The organism is Neptuniibacter sp. UBA6509, from assembly GCA_002435145.1.
Classification (GTDB): domain Bacteria; phylum Pseudomonadota; class Gammaproteobacteria; order Pseudomonadales; family Balneatricaceae; genus Neptuniibacter.
In genome coordinates this window covers 163,351-179,799 of the sequence record DJLT01000115.1, presented here as the reverse complement: position 1 = coordinate 179,799, position 16,449 = coordinate 163,351, and the positions used below count along the sequence as shown (strand labels likewise).

The following is a 16,449-nucleotide window of genomic DNA, read 5'->3' as shown; positions in this document are numbered from 1 at the left end:
AACAAGTTAAATAAAGCACAAAAACCACAATAACAGCAATAGGCAAAAAACAGCTCATTAAATCTTATCGAACAAGCAAAAATCCGCTTATTGGTTATCAACTAAGCGCTTAAAACCTACAGAACGTAGCTTTGATGGATAAAAGAGTGAGATAGAGGAAAATGCGAACACTTATAGTAAAAATATAGCTGAAAAGGCCGCTAGAAATCAGACCTTATTGAATGATAAGCAAAAAACCGCCTACTCAAACAAAAACAATAAAAATCATAAGGTTAGCGGCAAAATCCGTAAACACAACTTAAACAAAATCAGTACGTACTAAACCATACTTAGCCATTTTTTGATTCAATGTCCTTCGCGGAAGATCCAGTGCTTCCATAACTAATTTTATATTGCCATGATGTTCAGTTAAGGAGCGCTTAATAATCTCCGCTTCGAAAATGGCAACCTGTACAGATAATGACTGGGTTTGATCTGACTCTACTGTGTCAGAACTCACCACCACTTCATCCGGAAATAAAATATCAGCAACAGACATTCGTTTATCTAACGCATAACGCACGGCTACATTCTTTAACTCACGAACGTTACCCGGCCACTGATAGCTTTGTAGCGTGCGTATATCCTGTACTGATAATGCCCGAGCCTCTTTGTCATGACTTTCCGCAGTCATTCCCAAATAGTGCTCAAAGAGAAGAGGCGCATCTTCTTGCCTTTCACGTAGCGGAGGGATCTGAAGCTGAGTAACATTCAAACGATAAAAAAGGTCCTCACGAAAGTTCTCATCTGCTCTTAAATCAGTTTTTGCTGCAGCTATGACTCTGACATCTACAGAGATCGGTGAATTGCCACCTAGCCGTTCAATAACGCCTTCCTGCAAAGCTCTTAAAAGTTTAATTTGAAGGTGCAATGGCATACTTTCAATTTCATCAAGAAAAAGCGTGCCTCCGCTGGCATACTCAAATTTCCCTATACGTCGCTTAGTGGCACCTGAAAATGCCCCCACTTCGTGACCAAACAGTTCACTTTCGATCAAAGATTCAGGAATGGCTCCGCAATTTATCGGCACAAAGTGTGCTTTTTTACGAGGACTATATTGATGCAGTGACTGTGCAACCAGCTCTTTGCCGGTACCCGTTTCACCATAAATGATAACGTTTGTATCCAAATCAGCTAGCGTCACAATTTCCTGCTTTAACCGCTGAATGACAGGTGAAATACCAATTAAACGTTTATCTATTCCGCTTGAAGAGGCTAGGTGGTGCTGTAATCGCAAATTATCCAACATCAAGCGACGCTTTTCACAAGCTCGCTGGATTGTTTCAACTAATCTCTCAGGATTAAATGGCTTTTCTATAAAGTCATAAGCCCCTTTGCGCATTGCCCCGATGGCCATATCAACATCACCATGACCTGTAACCAACACGACTGGTAAAGCCGGTACGCGTTCTAGTATCAAGGCCATTAACGTTAAACCATCCATACCTGGCATTTTCACATCACTGACAACAATCCCTCGAAAGGATTCACTGATATGTTCAAGTGCTTGGGCTCCATCACTACAACCAATGACTTCAAAGCCAGCCATCTTTAGCCATTGCTCCGTCGACTTCCTAACCATCGCCTCATCATCAACGAGTAAGACAGTTCCTCTAAAGCTATCACCTTCTGATCTAGTGTTATTCATGGCTGTTAACTTCTTCCTCACTCAGCACAGGTAGGTGAATGGTAAAACATGCGCCACCTAAAGCGCTATGGCTAACCTGAATATCGCCATTCAAGTCACGTAGAATTGATTTAACTATAGCGAGACCAAGACCTAAACCATCTCCCATCTGCTTGGATGTAACAAATGGATCAAATAACGAATCCATAAGTGCTTCATCAATGCCCTCACCTGAATCATTCACAGAGATAATAACTTTATCCTTAACACTCAACTCAATTTGCAGGTTTTTATGAGCACTTGAAGCCATAGCATCCAACGCATTCTTCACTAGATTCACTATAACCTGCTCTAAACGTGCATTATCACCTAAGACATAAAGAGTTTGATCATCCATGCAGGTTATTAATTCCACGCCCTCATCTTGAATTCTTTGTTTAAAAAGTAGCAAAGAATGCTCAATCACCATCTGCACTGAAATCGGTACTTTTGCTTCCGGTTTTTTATAGGCATAAGTTTTTAATTGTGAAGTAATGGCAGCCATATGCTGTGTCAGAGAATCAACCTCTGATAGATTCTCAGACATCATCTCTGGCTGATCTAGTAATTGTCTGCAGATAGCGACATAATTACGCATGGCAGTTAAAGGCTGATTAAGTTCGTGAACAACCGCCGTCGACATACGTCCCAAAGCAGCCATTTTTCCAGCTTGAACAAGCTCATCTTGAGCATCTCTAAGCTCTTTTGTTCGTTGCTCTACCTTCGACTCCAATGATTCATTTGCCCTTTTCAGAGCGAGTTCGAGCCCTTTACGACGTGAGATATCTATAATCGTCACTAGGTATTGTTTATGAGTCTTCCGTTCAATCGCAGCCGAACGAAGTGAAGCGTTTACAGGTTCCATTTTCCTTATGGAGATCATCAATGGAAACTCGGTTTGATCCCCACGTAAACCAACGGATTCATAGCCAACTAAGGGAGAAAAGCCATCCCAATCCAAACGCCCCAACATTCTAGCGAGTGGAGTATTATCATCACAAATAAGCAGATCACTCATCTTGCGGTCAATAATTAACCCTATAGATACACTAAATTGCTTTAACGCCGTACTGTTAGCAAAGGTAATTACGCCATCAGGACTGACCAGCAGTAAACCAACCTGCGCATGGTTAATGATTGCCTTCTGCTGTGCTTCATTACGGGCCAACGCCAGGCGAGTTTCATTCTGGGAGCGCAGCTTCAACTGTCGTTCACGGAACAAGAGCCCAAGCAAGCCAATGGCAAAACACCCACCAAATGCGAACAAAGAAGCATTGCGGACATTTTTCTGCACCGCTTCCGTACTATTTAATACGGTGACCTCCCAAGCTAAATCATCTAGAGCAACAGATCTGGAAAGCCAATTATCTTTATCCCTTGCCCACAACGTGGTCGTCACACCGTTACTTAACATTTGTTTAGAGATAAGTGCTTGTGTTTTAAGTTTTTCGAAACGTGCAAAAGCGCCCGTAGAAAAGAATAATGTCCCATCGAAATCACTTAATAATACTGTTCCAGTTGAACGCACCTTTTTGACCATACTCTGCAATTCAATTCGAACAACCGCTGCACCGATGAAACGACTTCCATCATAAATTGGGGACGATAGAAAATATGCCGGTCGCTGCGTCTCTATATTTAAACTAAATTGTCTCCCACGGTGGCCATTTTTTGCTTGTTTAAAATACTTTTGAGTATCATGAGAACGTTCGATAAAAGTATTTTCATCACGCCAATGACTATATGCAAGCGCTCTTCCTTCGCTATTAAGTAAAAAAAGTGAGGACGATCCTGCAACCAAATTCGTTTGTTCTAAATACAAACTAACATCTGCACTTTTCTCGTAGGTCGGTAAAGCCAACAAGGCCTTAACATCACGATTTTGTGAAATAAGAAAAGGAAGATAACGGTATTGATCTAAACCCGCTCGGAGCTCTGTAATAACCTCCAGCAGTTCATCAGAACCTTGTTTATGGATATTTTGTAGCGTCCAGTCACGGGTGACATTCACGACCTGCCAAGTGAACAGCAATGTAAACACGAGGAAGATTAAAGCAATCAGTAAACGTTGAATCATTACAAACCTTCTACTAGGACTGATAGATCATTATTCACTAACATTAAGGATCTACAAAAAGAATTCTACATCTTCAGAAATGTAATCAGCATCTGATCATGACAGGATAAAAACAAACCAAACCTCAAACAAACCTATTAAAACGTTAATCTAATGGAATAAGCCATGTGGAACAGTAACAGAGTACCTACGACTGTGTAATAATATGCGCTCCGTTTTATATTAATAGATTAGATACTATGACAGATCTTCCGGCGATTATCGCATACCAAGGCGTTCCAGGTGCTTATTCACATTTATCCTGCCGCAAAGCATTTCCAGAACTACAAGCTCAAGCATGCCATACGTTTGCCGATGCGATGTTTATGGTGGATAGCGGAAAAGCTCGTTTTGCAATGATCCCTTTGGAAAACTCAACCGCTGGACGCGTTGAAGAGATCTATCGTTTAATGCCGAAAACAAAATTGCATATTGTTGGGGAGCATTTTGAGCCGGTCAACCACTGCCTATTAGCACTCAAGGGTAGTGATATTGCTCAGATTAAAACCGTGGCCTCTCACCCTCAGGCACTGGCCCAATGCTACGATAACCTGAATGATTTAAGCATTAGCCCAATTGCGAGTTTAGATACTGCAGGTGCGGCGGCCGAACTCAGCGAAAACCCTGTACAAGGCCACGGCGCGATCGCATCTAGCCTCGCGGCAGAGTTATATGACCTTGAAATTCTCCGTGAAAATTTTCAGGACAAATCGGGCAATACTACTCGTTTTATGATACTTGCACGTGATAGCCACATGCCTGAACTGCGAACAGATACACGCTTCATGACCTCTATTATGTTTACAGTGCGTAATATGCCCGCAGCGCTATACAAAGCGCTAGGCGGTTTTTCCACTAATGGTGTCAATATGCTGAAGCTCGAGAGCTATATGGCCTCTGACACAATGAGAGTATCCAGTTTTCACCTTGATGTTGAAGGCCACCCCGCTCAAAAGTCTATGAAATATGCACTTCAAGAATTAGATTTTTTTGCTAAAGATGTACGCATAATGGGCACTTACCCTTGGCACCCATTCCGTTTACAGGATGATCAAATTATTGAGTAAGCACGAAATATAACGACATCAGTATTACACTTATATGTACAACTATAGTATCCGTCTATGTATGTAATTCTGACCCTAAAGAGCAATGCTGCACTGCACAAAAAAATTGCATAATAATCAAGCAATTGCTGCTTACTAAAGCATATCCTTATGTGATTTATTAGGCTCAGCTGCATCCGTCTTAAACTCAGGCCTGGCCATGAGTTAACGTATTTGCCCCTCTTTTGAGGGGCTTTTTTATCTGTATCCCTCTTTCTTCACTGTTTGTATCTTGAAAACTAAATACTTTTCGCCCATCATATATGAAAATTCATATATGATAATAGCTAATGCACCCACCAATCTTCTTTAAATGCCTTGCTGATGACACCCGTTTTCAAATAATCATGTTGTTACAGCAACACAAAGAGCTTTGCGTTTGTGACCTAATAGAACACCTTAATCTAAGCCAACCCAAAATTTCGAGACACTTGGCCTTGCTACGAAAAGGTGAACTATTAATTGACCAACGCAAAGGGAAATGGGTCTATTACCGAATAAACCCTGATCTACCCCTTTGGTGCAAAAATACATTACAAGAATGCTTAGACAGTAATAAAACAGTACTGAGTTCTCTGCTGACCCCTCTTTCAACACAAGCCTGCTGCGAGTAACAAATAATGAAAAAAATTAAAATTGGAATCAATGGTTTTGGCCGCATGGGCCGTTTGGTGATGCGCGCATCTTGGGATTGGCCTGAATTTGAATTCATTCAAATAAATGATCCAGCAGGTGATGCCACAACGCTATCTCACCTTTTAAATTATGATTCTATACATGGTATTTGGCAGCATGAATCCACAGCATCCGAGGACTCTATTTTTATAGAGGGTAAGCAGCTAACTGTCACACAGAATACGCAGATAGCTGATACAGATTGGAGTCAGTGTGACTTAGTAATTGAAGCCAGCGGTGTGATGAAGAAATCCCCTCTTCTTCAGAGTTACTTAGATCAGGGTGTAAAACATGTTGTTGTCACTGCTCCCATCAAAGATGAAGGTGCTCTCAACTTGGTGATGGGAATCAACCACCAGCTATATAACCCTGAAGTGAATAAGATTGTTACTGCAGCCTCATGCACAACTAACTGCCTAGCCCCTGTCATTAAAGTGATTCAGGAAAAAATAGGCATCAAACACGGTTCAATGACAACCATCCATGACATTACTAATACCCAAAGTATTTTAGATACACCCCACTCAGATTTACGTCGAGCACGCGCTTGTGGAATGAGCCTTATTCCAACAACTACCGGGTCAGCAAAAGCAATTACCCAGATATTTCCAGAGCTAACCGGAAAGCTAAATGGTCATGCTGTACGTATACCTCTCGCTAATGCCTCTTTAACCGATATGGTTTTTGAGTTAGAGCGTTCGACCAATGAAGAAGAGATTAATCAGCTGTTCAAAGAGGCCTCTAAAAATGAACTGCGCGGCATTCTTGGCTATGAAGAGAAACCTTTAGTATCAATTGATTATCGTACAGACCCGCGCTCAAGCATCATAGACGCCCTATCTACAATGGTTGTAAACGGCACTCAGCTTAAACTTTACGCTTGGTACGACAATGAATGGGGCTATGTTAACCGCACAGCTGAATTAGCCAAATATGTAGCAATTGACGCCATAAAATGAATAACGCTCCGACCAACCAGATTAAGCAATACGGTTTAATTACATTTAACTATTGGGTATTTACTCTCTCCGATGGCGCCTTGCGGATGCTGGTTGTGCTCTATTTTCATCAACTCGGCTACGAACCGTTGAGCATCGCTCTTCTGTTCTTATTCTATGAGTTTTTTGGTGTTGTCACTAACCTCGTGGGGGGCTGGTTAGGCGCTAGAATTGGTCTCAATAGAACGATGAATTTAGGCTTAGGCTTACAAGTCTTAGCACTGCTGATGTTAACAGTACCTACCGCGGCACTGACCGTTCCGTGGGTTATGGCTGCTCAAGCATTATCAGGCATTGCGAAAGACTTAAATAAAATGAGCGCTAAGAGCGCCATTAAATCTCTGGTTAAAAATGACAACCAAAGCACTCTCTACAAATGGGTTGCGATTCTTACCGGATCAAAAAATACCCTTAAAGGTGTTGGTTTCTTCTTGGGTGGGCTTCTACTGACCCTATATGGCTTTCAAGAAGCCATATGGATTATGCTGACCGTACTTGCTATAACCTTAGTGTCCAGCCTCTACCTTTTACAGAAAGATTTAGGCAAAACACGCCACAAAGCAAAATTCAGTGAAGTTTTCTCAAAAAGCAGATCGATTAACCTTCTATCAGCCGCTCGATTATGTTTATTTGCGTCTAGAGATGTTTGGTTTGTTGTAGCACTGCCTATCTTCCTCCATCAACAATTTGGGTGGGATTTTTGGGAAGTGGGTAGTTTCCTCGCAGCATGGGTAATCGCTTATGGTGGCGTACAAACAATCGCACCGTTTATCACCGGGAAAAAATCCGCTCGACCAGCAAACGCTAAAGATGCGCTTTTTTGGGCGCTGTGCTTATGCTTAATTCCAGCAATAACGGCCTACTGTCTCTCGTACTCGCCTTCGCTCATATTGATGGTAGGGCTGATAAGTTTTGGGATTGTTTTTGCGCTAAACAGTGCACTCCATAGCTTTTTAATTGTGAGCTATGCGAGGGAGGAAGGCACCTCGATGGATGTCGGCTTTTATTATATGGCAAATGCATTAGGGCGACTTATTGGGACGGTCTTATCAGGTGCAGTATTTCAATTTTATGGAATTGAAGCATGCCTCTATATTTCCTCAGTCTTCATACTCATGACGATCTTAATTAGCATTAAGCTGCCACATGATCAGAATGAGGAGACGGGAGAAAAGATTTAAAAGAAACAGCAGTGTGAAAAAGAAAAAATAGGGTAAGCAAAGAAATCGTAAAAATCTTTGCCTTTCATATGCCCTTTTAACTTTAATAGCAGGCTTTAATAACATAAATAACAAACTTTGGTAAAAATAGGCTTAGATCAGATCTGAGAAAGGTTGAATGGTGACAGTCTCTCCCTCTTCAACCTTATCAAACTCATTTCCTATCTCAATGAAACAGTTAGCTTTTGACATAGATGTCAATATCCCCGAGCCCTGCATACCGGTTGAGGAAACAACCAGCTGACCCGTTTCATTGATACGGTATACACCTCTTGAATAATCCGTGCGATTAGAGCGTGATTTTAACCTTTCCTCGGCAACTGCAACCATTCTCAACGGCTGCCAACCTTTCTGCCCCATCATTTTACGCAGCGCAGGCTGTACAAATTGAGTAAACGTTACCATCACAGCGACAGGGTTCCCTGGTAAGCCAAAAAACGGCGTTTTACCTAATTGACCAAAAGCTAAAGGTCGGCCTGGTCGCATCGCTATTTTCCAAAAATTAATATCTCCAATCGCCTCCAAAGCAGACTTTATATAATCCGCCTTGCCCATGGACACACCGCCTGAAGAGATAACCATATCGGCACTTTCAGCACCCTTACGCAGAACCTCTTCCATTTTGTCCTGTGTATCTTCCACTATACCTAGATCGATCACTCGACAGCCGAGTCGCGTAAGCAAGCCTTGCAGGGTAAAGCGGTTAGTATCATAAATGCAGTTATCCGGTAACGGAGATCCTTGTGCGACAACTTCATCACCAGTGGAAAAAACTGCCACTGTAGGCTTAACAAAGACATTTAACTTTTCATACCCAAGTGAGGCAAGCAGGCCTAACTCTTGAGATCTCAAAAGAGTCCCCGCAGGAAGTACAACCTGCCCTTGCTGTATGTCCTCACCCGCCTGTCGAACATGCTGGCCTTTTTTCACAGGACCAATAAAACTCAACTGATCACCTTGCTGTGTACAAGCTTCACGAATGAGAATGCTATCAGCACCTTCCGGCACAGGCGCTCCTGTCATAATTTCAACAGCTTCGCCTTGAGTGATAGTGTTTTGAAAGGATCCACCCGCAAATACCTGACCGACAACCGTCAAAGGTGACGATGGATCTAATCCATCAGCAGCCACTGCATAGCCATCCATCGCTGAATTACGTTGTTGCGGCACATTAATATCAGAAACCAAATCCGTTGAAAGTACACAGCCAATTGAAGATGCTAAAGCGACCTCTTCTGTCGCAACAGGATCATTTATTTGAGCCAAAATATGTTGAATACTTTCATCAACCGCTAACATACCGCCAGGATTTGCAGCCGGATCAAAACAGCTTAAAACTTCAGACATCAATTACCTTCTTAGGATTTTTCTAAATAAGCCAACACAAACTGCAGCATACTTTCAGTGTCGTTCAAATCCAACTGGGGAATGTCTCTTTCTAGAACGACAGGCTCATCTGCAGCGATGGCTATGATGTTATCATCATCAGCATACATAAGTTCACGCTTTAAGCTCTGACGATGCAACTCTATCTTAGGGAAAGATTCCTGTTTAAACCCTTCAACTAATACTAGATCCAGTAATGAATGATCCATACGATTCAACATATGGCTCAGCGATGGCCTGTCTCCTTGATCCTCTTCAACCATCAACGCCCATCGTTTACCGGAACTGATAAGCATCTGGTCAGCGCCCGATTTACGAAGTTCATAGCTATCCTTACCAGGATGATCGACATCAAACTTATGATGGGCATGCTTAATTACACCGACCCTGACACCACCCGCTTTTAATGCAGGAATGAGTTTTTTCAGCAAGGTCGTTTTACCTGTACCACTCCATGCAGCAAAACCTAACAATTTCGGCATCTGCTTAAGTTCGTCCAGATCATCACGTCGATTAACATTAATAAACGCTTCAGGGTGATCAGAAAAATCGACCGTCACAACATTCTGCATTGCATACCAGCGATCAATTTTTCGCTCACCTTCAGACAAGGTTGCGCGCACGCTATCTAATAACTCACGTTTTATCAAAGCGACCACGGGCTGAAGACGTTTCCCATCATGTGCTACAGCTATATCAGCATTATCTGACTTAGCGCTGGATAGCATACGTCCAACTAGATCGTTAGGTAAATATGGACCATCACAAGGGACAAACAAAACCCAATCTGTATCAGCATGATAAAGCCCTGTAGCAATCCCCATAAGCGGACCTTGAAAATCGCCTTCTAGATCAGAGATTACTGGTTTGCCTAACGTACCATAGGCTGTATGACTGCGGTTCGCATTTATCAAACAACGGCCAACCTGCGGATCAACTATATCTAGCACATGCTTAACAAGAGGCTTACCATTGAGTTCCATCCAACCTTTATCGACTCCACCCATTCGTCTTGCCATACCACCGGCAAGTACAACAGCTGTTACCTGTTCATTTAACTTCTGGTTTACTTCAAGCATCAAAAAGCATCTCTTTTGGAAATTGGGATTCACTGACCTTACCATCAGCAAGTAATAAACTACGCTGACAGACCTCAGTCAGTGGATTAGTTTGATGGCTGGAAATCATTACAGCAGCACCGCCATCAACCATTTTTCTCACAAGTTCAGTAACAGAATCTACCGATTGCTTATCCAAATTAGCCGTTGGTTCATCTAAAAATAACAGCCCGGGCGTTAAAACCCATGCACGCGCTAATGCCAACCGCTGTTTCTCACCTCCGGATAATGAGTGAGCAGCATGGTCAGCGAACTCTTCAAGTCGAGCCCACTCTAAAGCACTCTGTACAGTCCTTTTAATTTGTCCTCGCGATATCCCTTTTAGCTTTAAACCATAAGCAATATTGTCTTTCACACTGCCGCTAAAGACATAAGGGGTTTGGTGTAGATATATCACTTTAGGGTGCAAGCTCGTTGACCAGCGCCCTTTCATATTAGGTGTTACATTAATACGACCTGCACAAGGCTTATCGAGCCCCGCTAAAATTTTCATCAGTGTTGTTTTACCTACACCATTATCACCGCTCAAGTGCAGGCTTTCGCCCTCTTGAACCTGAAGCTGTTCAATACTAAACAACTCCCTTTCGCCAAAACGCTTAACTATGTTACTGGCTGTTAGCTCAAGACCCATATTGATTCCCCTCAATCAAGACAGTTAGACCAAACGACCCTTGCCACGAATTGAGGCAAGCGTGAAATTTAATAAAAGCGCTAAAATCAATAGCACTAAACCTAATGCAATTCCCTGTGCAAACATCCCTTTGCTTGTTTCAAGAGCTATCGCTGTTGGGATATTACGGGTATAACTCATGATGTTCCCACCGATCATCATTGAGCAACCCACCTCTGAAATAATACGACCAAAACCGGCTAAAACCGCGGCAAGTAAAGCAAAGCGCGCTTCCTTCATGATGGTAGTGACTGCAAAAAAACAGTTAGCTCCTAACGTTCTTGCCGTTTCCCAAGCGCGTTTATCTATAGATTGAAATGCGGAATGGCTCATACAAACCAATAAAGGAAAAGCCAGAGCCACTTGCCCAATAATCATCGCAGGCTGCGTAAAAAGCAGGTGAAGATCACCCAACGGACCACTTCGCGAGAGCAACAGATAGAGAGTAAGTCCTACAACAACAGTAGGTACCGCCATGAGGGCATTAAAAAGCGCAATGACCATCCAGCGCCCTTTAAAATCCACCATGGCTAAAAAGAATCCCACCAAAATTGCGGGAAGTGTAGCAATCAGAATAGCGGTAATTGATACCCGAAATGAAACACCGATAATATCCCACAACTCAGCATCTAAGCTAAACAACAACTGCAGAGACAACATTGAGGTCTCTAATAAATTATCTTGCATTACTACCGCTACTACTTTTCATTTAAAAAAATTATTTTTCAACAACTTGAGGATTGGCCGAACCGTGGAAAAGCGCTTTCTCATTAATTCTAAAGTCGTTAATCATCTGCTGACCTTTAGAAGATACAAACCAATCCGAAAGTTCTTTAGCACCTTCAACATTTAGACCCTTATGTAATTCAGGATTAACCTGAATAATCTGATAGGGGTTAAATAAACGTTTATCCCCTTCAACTAGTAACTTTAATTGCAGACGACTCTCATACGCCAACCAAGTACCACGGTCTGTCATGGTGTAGCCTTTCAGTTCATCAGCCATTTGAAGAACCTTACCCATCCCTTGACCGACCTCTTTATAATTGGAGAACTGTTTACCTGCCGATGTAGTAGCCCAAAGCGATAATTCCTTTTTATGCGTACCAGAATCATCCCCACGTGAAATAAACTGTGAATCTGTGGCAGCAATTGCTTGCAAGGCTTTAGTTACATCAGCAGCACCTTGAATTTGGGCTGGGTCTTCTGCTGGGCCTACGATAACGAAATCGTTATACATCACGCTTTTCGGATGTACCCCAAAACCGCCATCGACGAATGCCTTCTCTGATTTTGGAGCATGCGTCATTACAACATCCACATCTCCCGCCTGCCCCATACGTAATGCCTTGCCCGTCCCTACCGCAATCACTTGAACTTTTGCATTGTGAGTTTTTTCAAATTCAGGCAGTAACTTATCAAGTAAGCCAGAATTATAAGTACTCGTAGTCGTAGCTAATCGAATAATTTTCTCTTCCGCTGAAAAAACCGCGGCACTTACCGTCATCAGAGCAACTGTGAGAGCACCCGAAATCCACTTTTTCATCACAACAATCCTTTTCATCTTCATTAGTATTATTTTCACCAGCAGCCTGTTTCTTAACTGAACAGGTCTACAGCATTCCAATAAACAGCAATTAGAATGCCAAAAAACCATAAGCTGCAGCAGAAAGCGAAAATAGAAAAGAAAGCAGCGGCTTTCTTAACATAAGGTCTAAGCCATATTCTAAAAATGCAGATTTTAAATGCCGCAAAGTACAAAATGAAACATAAGTATTATCACCTCAACGCACTTTTTGAGTCATAATGTCCACAAGAAGACGCATAGGGGACATTTTGTCCCTAGCGACACAAAGCCACCTTGATTCCCACCCCCTCAAGGTAATTATTAGAGATCAATACCAATGGAAACAAATCAGACCAAACACCAGATGCCTGCAGCATCAGTTCTGGTAGTGGATGATGAACCTGGAATTCTTAGCTTTTTACAAAAAGCTCTAAGTAAGCGCTTTGCACTAGTTGAAACCGCAGGAAGCGTAGAAGAAGCAGAAAAGCTACGTGCCCGTTGCCATTTCGATCTACTGATTGTTGATATTAAGTTACCTGGCCGCTCAGGCATGGAGTGGCACGAAGCACTGCAAAACTCTGAAAGACGCAGTGATGTTATATTTATGACAGCATATGCCGACCTCGAAACAGCGATTCAAGCGATTCGCTTAGGGGCAGCTGATTTTATTTTAAAACCTTTTCGCTTAGAACAGATGATGAATGCGGTTGAGCGCTGCTTAGAACATCGCGCCCTTGCCAGAGCAAATTTCGTTTTGCGTCGTGAAGTTAATAACGCATTCCCTTCCAGTAACATGATTGGTAACAGCCCTGCGATCCAACAAGTACAAGATGTTATTCGCAGGGTCGCGAAAACACCTTCAGCCATCTTAATTGAAGGTGAATCAGGTACAGGTAAAGAACTTGCTGCGAGAATGCTTCACCAACTCAGTAATCGTTCAGGTCCCTTTGTCCCGATCAACTGCGGAGCTATTGCGCCAGAGCTACTGGAAGCCGAATTATTTGGACATACTAAAGGTGCGTTTACCGGCGCGAACAAAGCACGTGAAGGACTGTTTAACTTTGCGAGCGGAGGCACACTCTTTTTAGACGAAGTCGGTGAGATGCCTCTACTTATGCAAGCCAAACTATTGCGCGCGCTCGAACAAAAAGCTGTTCGTCCTGTAGGCAGCGAGCAAGAAACCAGCGTAGATGTTCGCATCATAGCGGCCACAAACAGACACCTAAAAGAGGAAGTGAGTCAAAATCGTTTCCGCGAAGATCTATTCTATCGACTCAACGTTCTCAGCATAACACTTCCTCCGCTTAGAGATCGTCGTGAAGATCTACCTGAATTAATCCATCACTTTTCAGCAAAGTTATCGCGTGAACTGAGCTTATCACCCATTCCTTTTAGCCATGACGACCTAAAAGCGATGCAGTCCTACCACTGGGCTGGCAACATCAGAGAGCTTAAAAACTTAATAGAACGTTGCATACTTTTAGGAAAACTACCTGCAGACTATTTCAAAGAGCAAAGCGACAATGAAAAGAATAGCTGCAACAATTTCTCAGGCTGGTCCCTAGAAGCACTTGAAAAACATCACATATTACTGACTCTAGACCAGCATCAAGGAAACAAATCATCTGCTGCACGAGAGCTTGGCGTTTCTCGAAAAACACTTGATCGTAAGCTCTCTAGCTGGGCTGAACAGTCACAGGCAATCACAGATGAGCAGTGTGCATGAGCCTTTCTTGGTCAAAAATAAACAGCTCCCTACAACATAAATTATTACTACTCACACTACTTCCATTAGCCTTAACCGCCGCAGGTTTCGCGCTAATGGCAGGTTACTGGACGAGTAGCTACACTGACAGACAGCTCTACATGAAGGTCAGCGCCGACCTTTCGGTGGCCAACGGTACGCTGAATATCATGCAAAAAGAGCATGAAAACACGCTGACCCAATTAGCTAGCAGCTATGAATTTAGAACAAACTTACAGCTAGATAACCGCCGAATACTTCAAGTCCAGTTACTTGAAATTAAACTCAACCGATCGCTAGATTTTCTTCGCTTTATTCCAGTAGAGAAATTACCTGAAATTAATGAACCTTCCTTCGTTCCGCTTTTAGAGCGACTTGAACAAAAGCAAGCCATCAATGGCATTACCGTACTGAAAAGCAGTGAATTAGATAAAATTGCTTTCGGTCTTGGGAGCAAGGGCAAAATCATACTGATTGATACTCCAAGAGCGGCCCCCACAGACAAGCAAATCGAAGATCGATCAATGGTCCTTAGAGCACTTGTTCCTGTAACAGATGATTTTGGAGAACTTATTGGCGTTTTAGATTCTGGCGTTATACTTAACAACACATCAAAAGCTGTAGATACCATCAGAGACCTCGTCTATGGCAAAGGCACCCTCCCAGAAGATGGTATTGGGACCGTTACCCTTTTTCTAGATGACGTCCGCATTAGCACCAATGTCCCTCAAGATATAACCAATCCAATTAGCAGTGAAGAAGCTACTCTAAAGAACCGAGCCATCGGCACCCGCGTCTCTGCTGAGGTAAGAAAAGAGGTCCTATTAAAAGGAGAAAACTGGATCAACCGCGCCTTTGTTGTTAATGACTGGTACATCTCCGCTTACCAGCCACTAATCGATTTAAATAATAAAAAGATAGGCATGATTTACGCTGGTTTCACCGAGGCACCTTTTACAAAAATCTATTATAAAACCCTGCTTGAATCAGGAACGTTCATCGCTCTTATCATGCTCGTTGCCTCTGTTGTGGTGATCAATCATACAAATCAACTTTTAAAGCCTTTAAGAAAGATCCACTCAGTTGTTAGAACCGTTAGAAACGGCAACACCTACCCTAGAATAGGTAAATTGGATTCTTCAGATGAGCTAGTCGATCTTGCAAAGCAATTTGATGTCATGCTTGACCTTCTAGAGCAGCGAGAACAGCAAATCAGACAGTCAAACGACCGCTTGGAAGCAACTGTAGATAAACGAACAAAGTCGCTAAGCTTAAGAACTGAGGCACTAAAAGATCATATAAGACTCTTAAAGAGCACACGTAAACAATTGCTAGACAAAGAAAAATTAGCTGTACTTGGAGAGCTAACCGCGGGTATCGCGCATGAAATAAACAACCCTGCCGCTGTCATACTGGGAAATATGGACCTTTTAGTTGCCGAACTAGGCGCTAACGCAGCCCCCGTTCAAGAAGAGGTCGATATGGTAATTCAGCAGGTCTATAGAATCCGCTCTCTGATTAACAATCTACTGCAATATAGCCGTCCAGGACATTACGTAGACCACTTTGAACACCACCCTGTAAACAGCATTATTGATGATACGCTGCTTCTGGTATCCCATGCTTTAGACAATCAAAATGTAAGCATCATTAAAAACTATCAATCCTCATGCCCTGTTGAAGTAAACTATCAACAAGTTCAACAAGTTATCGTCAATCTTATTCTTAATGCATCTCATGCCTTAGACGGTCCTGGCAAAATAGAACTAGAAACACATGACTGGATACAAAACGACAAGGTAAAAGGCGCTATCATTAACGTCATTGACCACGGGAAAGGGATCAGCAGCAATCATTTAGCTAAAATATTCGACCCATTTTTTACAACCAAAGAAAGCGGAACGGGTTTAGGCCTGTCAATTAGCTACGGCATCATTCGACGCCAAGGCGGTAATATAGAAGTAGAATCTCACGAAGGGGAAGGCACAACCTTTTCTGTTTATTTACTAGAAAACGCTGTTGTATCGGGCGATGGCAGTCTAGATGGCATACTGCAAGGGCTAGCAGAAGTAGAACGCACCAACCGAAGAGCTACCGCAGAGCTCCCTTGATATAGGGAGCAAATGCAGACATTTAAATACAGG

Annotated in this window: 13 protein-coding genes; 6 read left to right on the top strand and 7 right to left on the bottom strand. The window is 42.6% G+C overall.

All coding sequences use genetic code 11. From position 1 onward, the window contains the following. Window positions 1-298 precede the first annotated feature (298 nt). Together B4K11_RS15085 and B4K11_RS15080 are read right to left on the bottom strand one after the other, a co-directional pair. Window positions 299-1,687 carry a sigma-54-dependent transcriptional regulator gene (locus tag B4K11_RS15085; protein ID WP_292951282.1) on the bottom strand — a complete coding sequence of 463 codons (1,389 nt, stop codon included), beginning with the start codon at window positions 1,685-1,687 and terminating at the stop codon, window positions 299-301. Then, window positions 1,680-3,782 carry an ATP-binding protein gene (locus tag B4K11_RS15080; RefSeq protein WP_292951286.1) on the bottom strand — a complete coding sequence of 701 codons (2,103 nt, stop codon included), beginning with the start codon at window positions 3,780-3,782 and terminating at the stop codon, window positions 1,680-1,682. Before B4K11_RS15080 ends, B4K11_RS15085 begins: the two co-directional genes overlap by 8 nt. A 239-nt stretch (window positions 3,783-4,021) precedes the next feature. On the opposite strand from B4K11_RS15080, the gene B4K11_RS15075 reads away from it, so the two are divergent. The 4 genes from B4K11_RS15075 to arsJ all read left to right on the top strand — a co-directional run bounded on the left by B4K11_RS15075 (window position 4,022) and on the right by arsJ (window position 7,781). Beyond that, window positions 4,022-4,888, top strand: a complete 867-nt coding sequence (locus B4K11_RS15075) for a prephenate dehydratase (protein ID WP_292951289.1) — start codon at window positions 4,022-4,024, stop codon at window positions 4,886-4,888. 329 nt (window positions 4,889-5,217) lie between these two features. Next, complete coding sequence (locus B4K11_RS15070) at window positions 5,218-5,541, top strand: metalloregulator ArsR/SmtB family transcription factor (protein WP_292951292.1); 324 nt, start codon at window positions 5,218-5,220, stop codon at window positions 5,539-5,541. Window positions 5,542-5,547: 6 nt separating this feature from the next. Next, complete coding sequence (locus B4K11_RS15065; protein WP_292951295.1) at window positions 5,548-6,561, top strand: ArsJ-associated glyceraldehyde-3-phosphate dehydrogenase; 1,014 nt, start codon at window positions 5,548-5,550, stop codon at window positions 6,559-6,561. Continuing rightward, window positions 6,558-7,781: an organoarsenical effux MFS transporter ArsJ gene (gene arsJ / locus B4K11_RS15060; protein WP_292951298.1), complete on the top strand. Its 1,224-nt coding sequence runs from the start codon at window positions 6,558-6,560 to the stop codon at window positions 7,779-7,781. The genes B4K11_RS15065 and arsJ overlap by 4 nt, the downstream gene beginning before the upstream one ends. Before the next feature lie 132 nt (window positions 7,782-7,913). Here the strand turns inward: arsJ and B4K11_RS15055 are convergent, their stop codons facing one another. The 5 genes from B4K11_RS15055 to B4K11_RS15035 are packed head-to-tail and all read right to left on the bottom strand — an operon-like array spanning window position 7,914 to window position 12,540. Beyond that, complete coding sequence (locus B4K11_RS15055) at window positions 7,914-9,167, bottom strand: bifunctional molybdopterin-guanine dinucleotide biosynthesis adaptor protein MobB/molybdopterin molybdotransferase MoeA (protein WP_292951301.1); 1,254 nt, start codon at window positions 9,165-9,167, stop codon at window positions 7,914-7,916. An 11-nt stretch (window positions 9,168-9,178) separates the two neighbouring features. Next, entirely contained in the window at window positions 9,179-10,285 is a 1,107-nt protein-coding gene (gene mobA, locus B4K11_RS15050) for a molybdenum cofactor guanylyltransferase MobA (RefSeq protein WP_292951305.1), read from the bottom strand. Further along, entirely contained in the window at window positions 10,278-10,955 is a 678-nt protein-coding gene (locus B4K11_RS15045; RefSeq protein ID WP_292951308.1) for an energy-coupling factor ABC transporter ATP-binding protein, read from the bottom strand. The genes mobA and B4K11_RS15045 overlap by 8 nt, the downstream gene beginning before the upstream one ends. A 24-nt stretch (window positions 10,956-10,979) precedes the next feature. Beyond that, window positions 10,980-11,681, bottom strand: a complete 702-nt coding sequence (locus B4K11_RS15040; RefSeq protein WP_292951311.1) for an ABC transporter permease — start codon at window positions 11,679-11,681, stop codon at window positions 10,980-10,982. 31 nt (window positions 11,682-11,712) lie between these two features. Further along, entirely contained in the window at window positions 11,713-12,540 is an 828-nt protein-coding gene (locus tag B4K11_RS15035) for a substrate-binding domain-containing protein (protein ID WP_292951314.1), read from the bottom strand. A gap of 358 nt (window positions 12,541-12,898) precedes the next feature. Between B4K11_RS15035 and B4K11_RS15030 the strand changes: the two genes are divergently transcribed. Both B4K11_RS15030 and B4K11_RS15025 read left to right on the top strand, forming a co-directional pair. Then, a complete protein-coding gene (locus B4K11_RS15030; RefSeq protein WP_292959449.1) occupies window positions 12,899-14,287 on the top strand; it encodes a sigma-54-dependent transcriptional regulator in 1,389 nt (462 codons plus the stop codon). After that, window positions 14,284-16,416, top strand: coding sequence for a cache domain-containing protein (locus B4K11_RS15025; RefSeq protein WP_292953257.1), 2,133 nt, complete (start codon window positions 14,284-14,286; stop codon window positions 16,414-16,416). Before B4K11_RS15030 ends, B4K11_RS15025 begins: the two co-directional genes overlap by 4 nt. The last annotated feature ends 33 nt before the right edge of the window (window positions 16,417-16,449 follow it).

What these genes read in the sequence shown, in the direction of transcription:
- B4K11_RS15085 (WP_292951282.1), bottom strand. Translation starts at nt 1,687, where the DNA reads ATGAATAACACTAGATCAGAAGGTGATAGCTTTAGAGGAACTGTCTTA.
- B4K11_RS15040 (WP_292951311.1), bottom strand. Translation starts at nt 11,681, where the DNA reads ATGCAAGATAATTTATTAGAGACCTCAATGTTGTCTCTGCAGTTGTTG.
- B4K11_RS15070 (WP_292951292.1), top strand. Translation starts at nt 5,218, where the DNA reads ATGCACCCACCAATCTTCTTTAAATGCCTTGCTGATGACACCCGTTTT.
- B4K11_RS15025 (WP_292953257.1), top strand. Translation starts at nt 14,284, where the DNA reads ATGAGCCTTTCTTGGTCAAAAATAAACAGCTCCCTACAACATAAATTA.
- B4K11_RS15065 (WP_292951295.1), top strand. Translation starts at nt 5,548, where the DNA reads ATGAAAAAAATTAAAATTGGAATCAATGGTTTTGGCCGCATGGGCCGT.
- B4K11_RS15055 (WP_292951301.1), bottom strand. Translation starts at nt 9,167, where the DNA reads ATGTCTGAAGTTTTAAGCTGTTTTGATCCGGCTGCAAATCCTGGCGGT.
- arsJ (WP_292951298.1), top strand. Translation starts at nt 6,558, where the DNA reads ATGAATAACGCTCCGACCAACCAGATTAAGCAATACGGTTTAATTACA.
- B4K11_RS15080 (WP_292951286.1), bottom strand. Translation starts at nt 3,782, where the DNA reads ATGATTCAACGTTTACTGATTGCTTTAATCTTCCTCGTGTTTACATTG.
- mobA (WP_292951305.1), bottom strand. Translation starts at nt 10,285, where the DNA reads ATGCTTGAAGTAAACCAGAAGTTAAATGAACAGGTAACAGCTGTTGTA.
- B4K11_RS15030 (WP_292959449.1), top strand. Translation starts at nt 12,899, where the DNA reads ATGGAAACAAATCAGACCAAACACCAGATGCCTGCAGCATCAGTTCTG.
- B4K11_RS15045 (WP_292951308.1), bottom strand. Translation starts at nt 10,955, where the DNA reads ATGGGTCTTGAGCTAACAGCCAGTAACATAGTTAAGCGTTTTGGCGAA.
- B4K11_RS15035 (WP_292951314.1), bottom strand. Translation starts at nt 12,540, where the DNA reads ATGAAAAAGTGGATTTCGGGTGCTCTCACAGTTGCTCTGATGACGGTA.
- B4K11_RS15075 (WP_292951289.1), top strand. Translation starts at nt 4,022, where the DNA reads ATGACAGATCTTCCGGCGATTATCGCATACCAAGGCGTTCCAGGTGCT.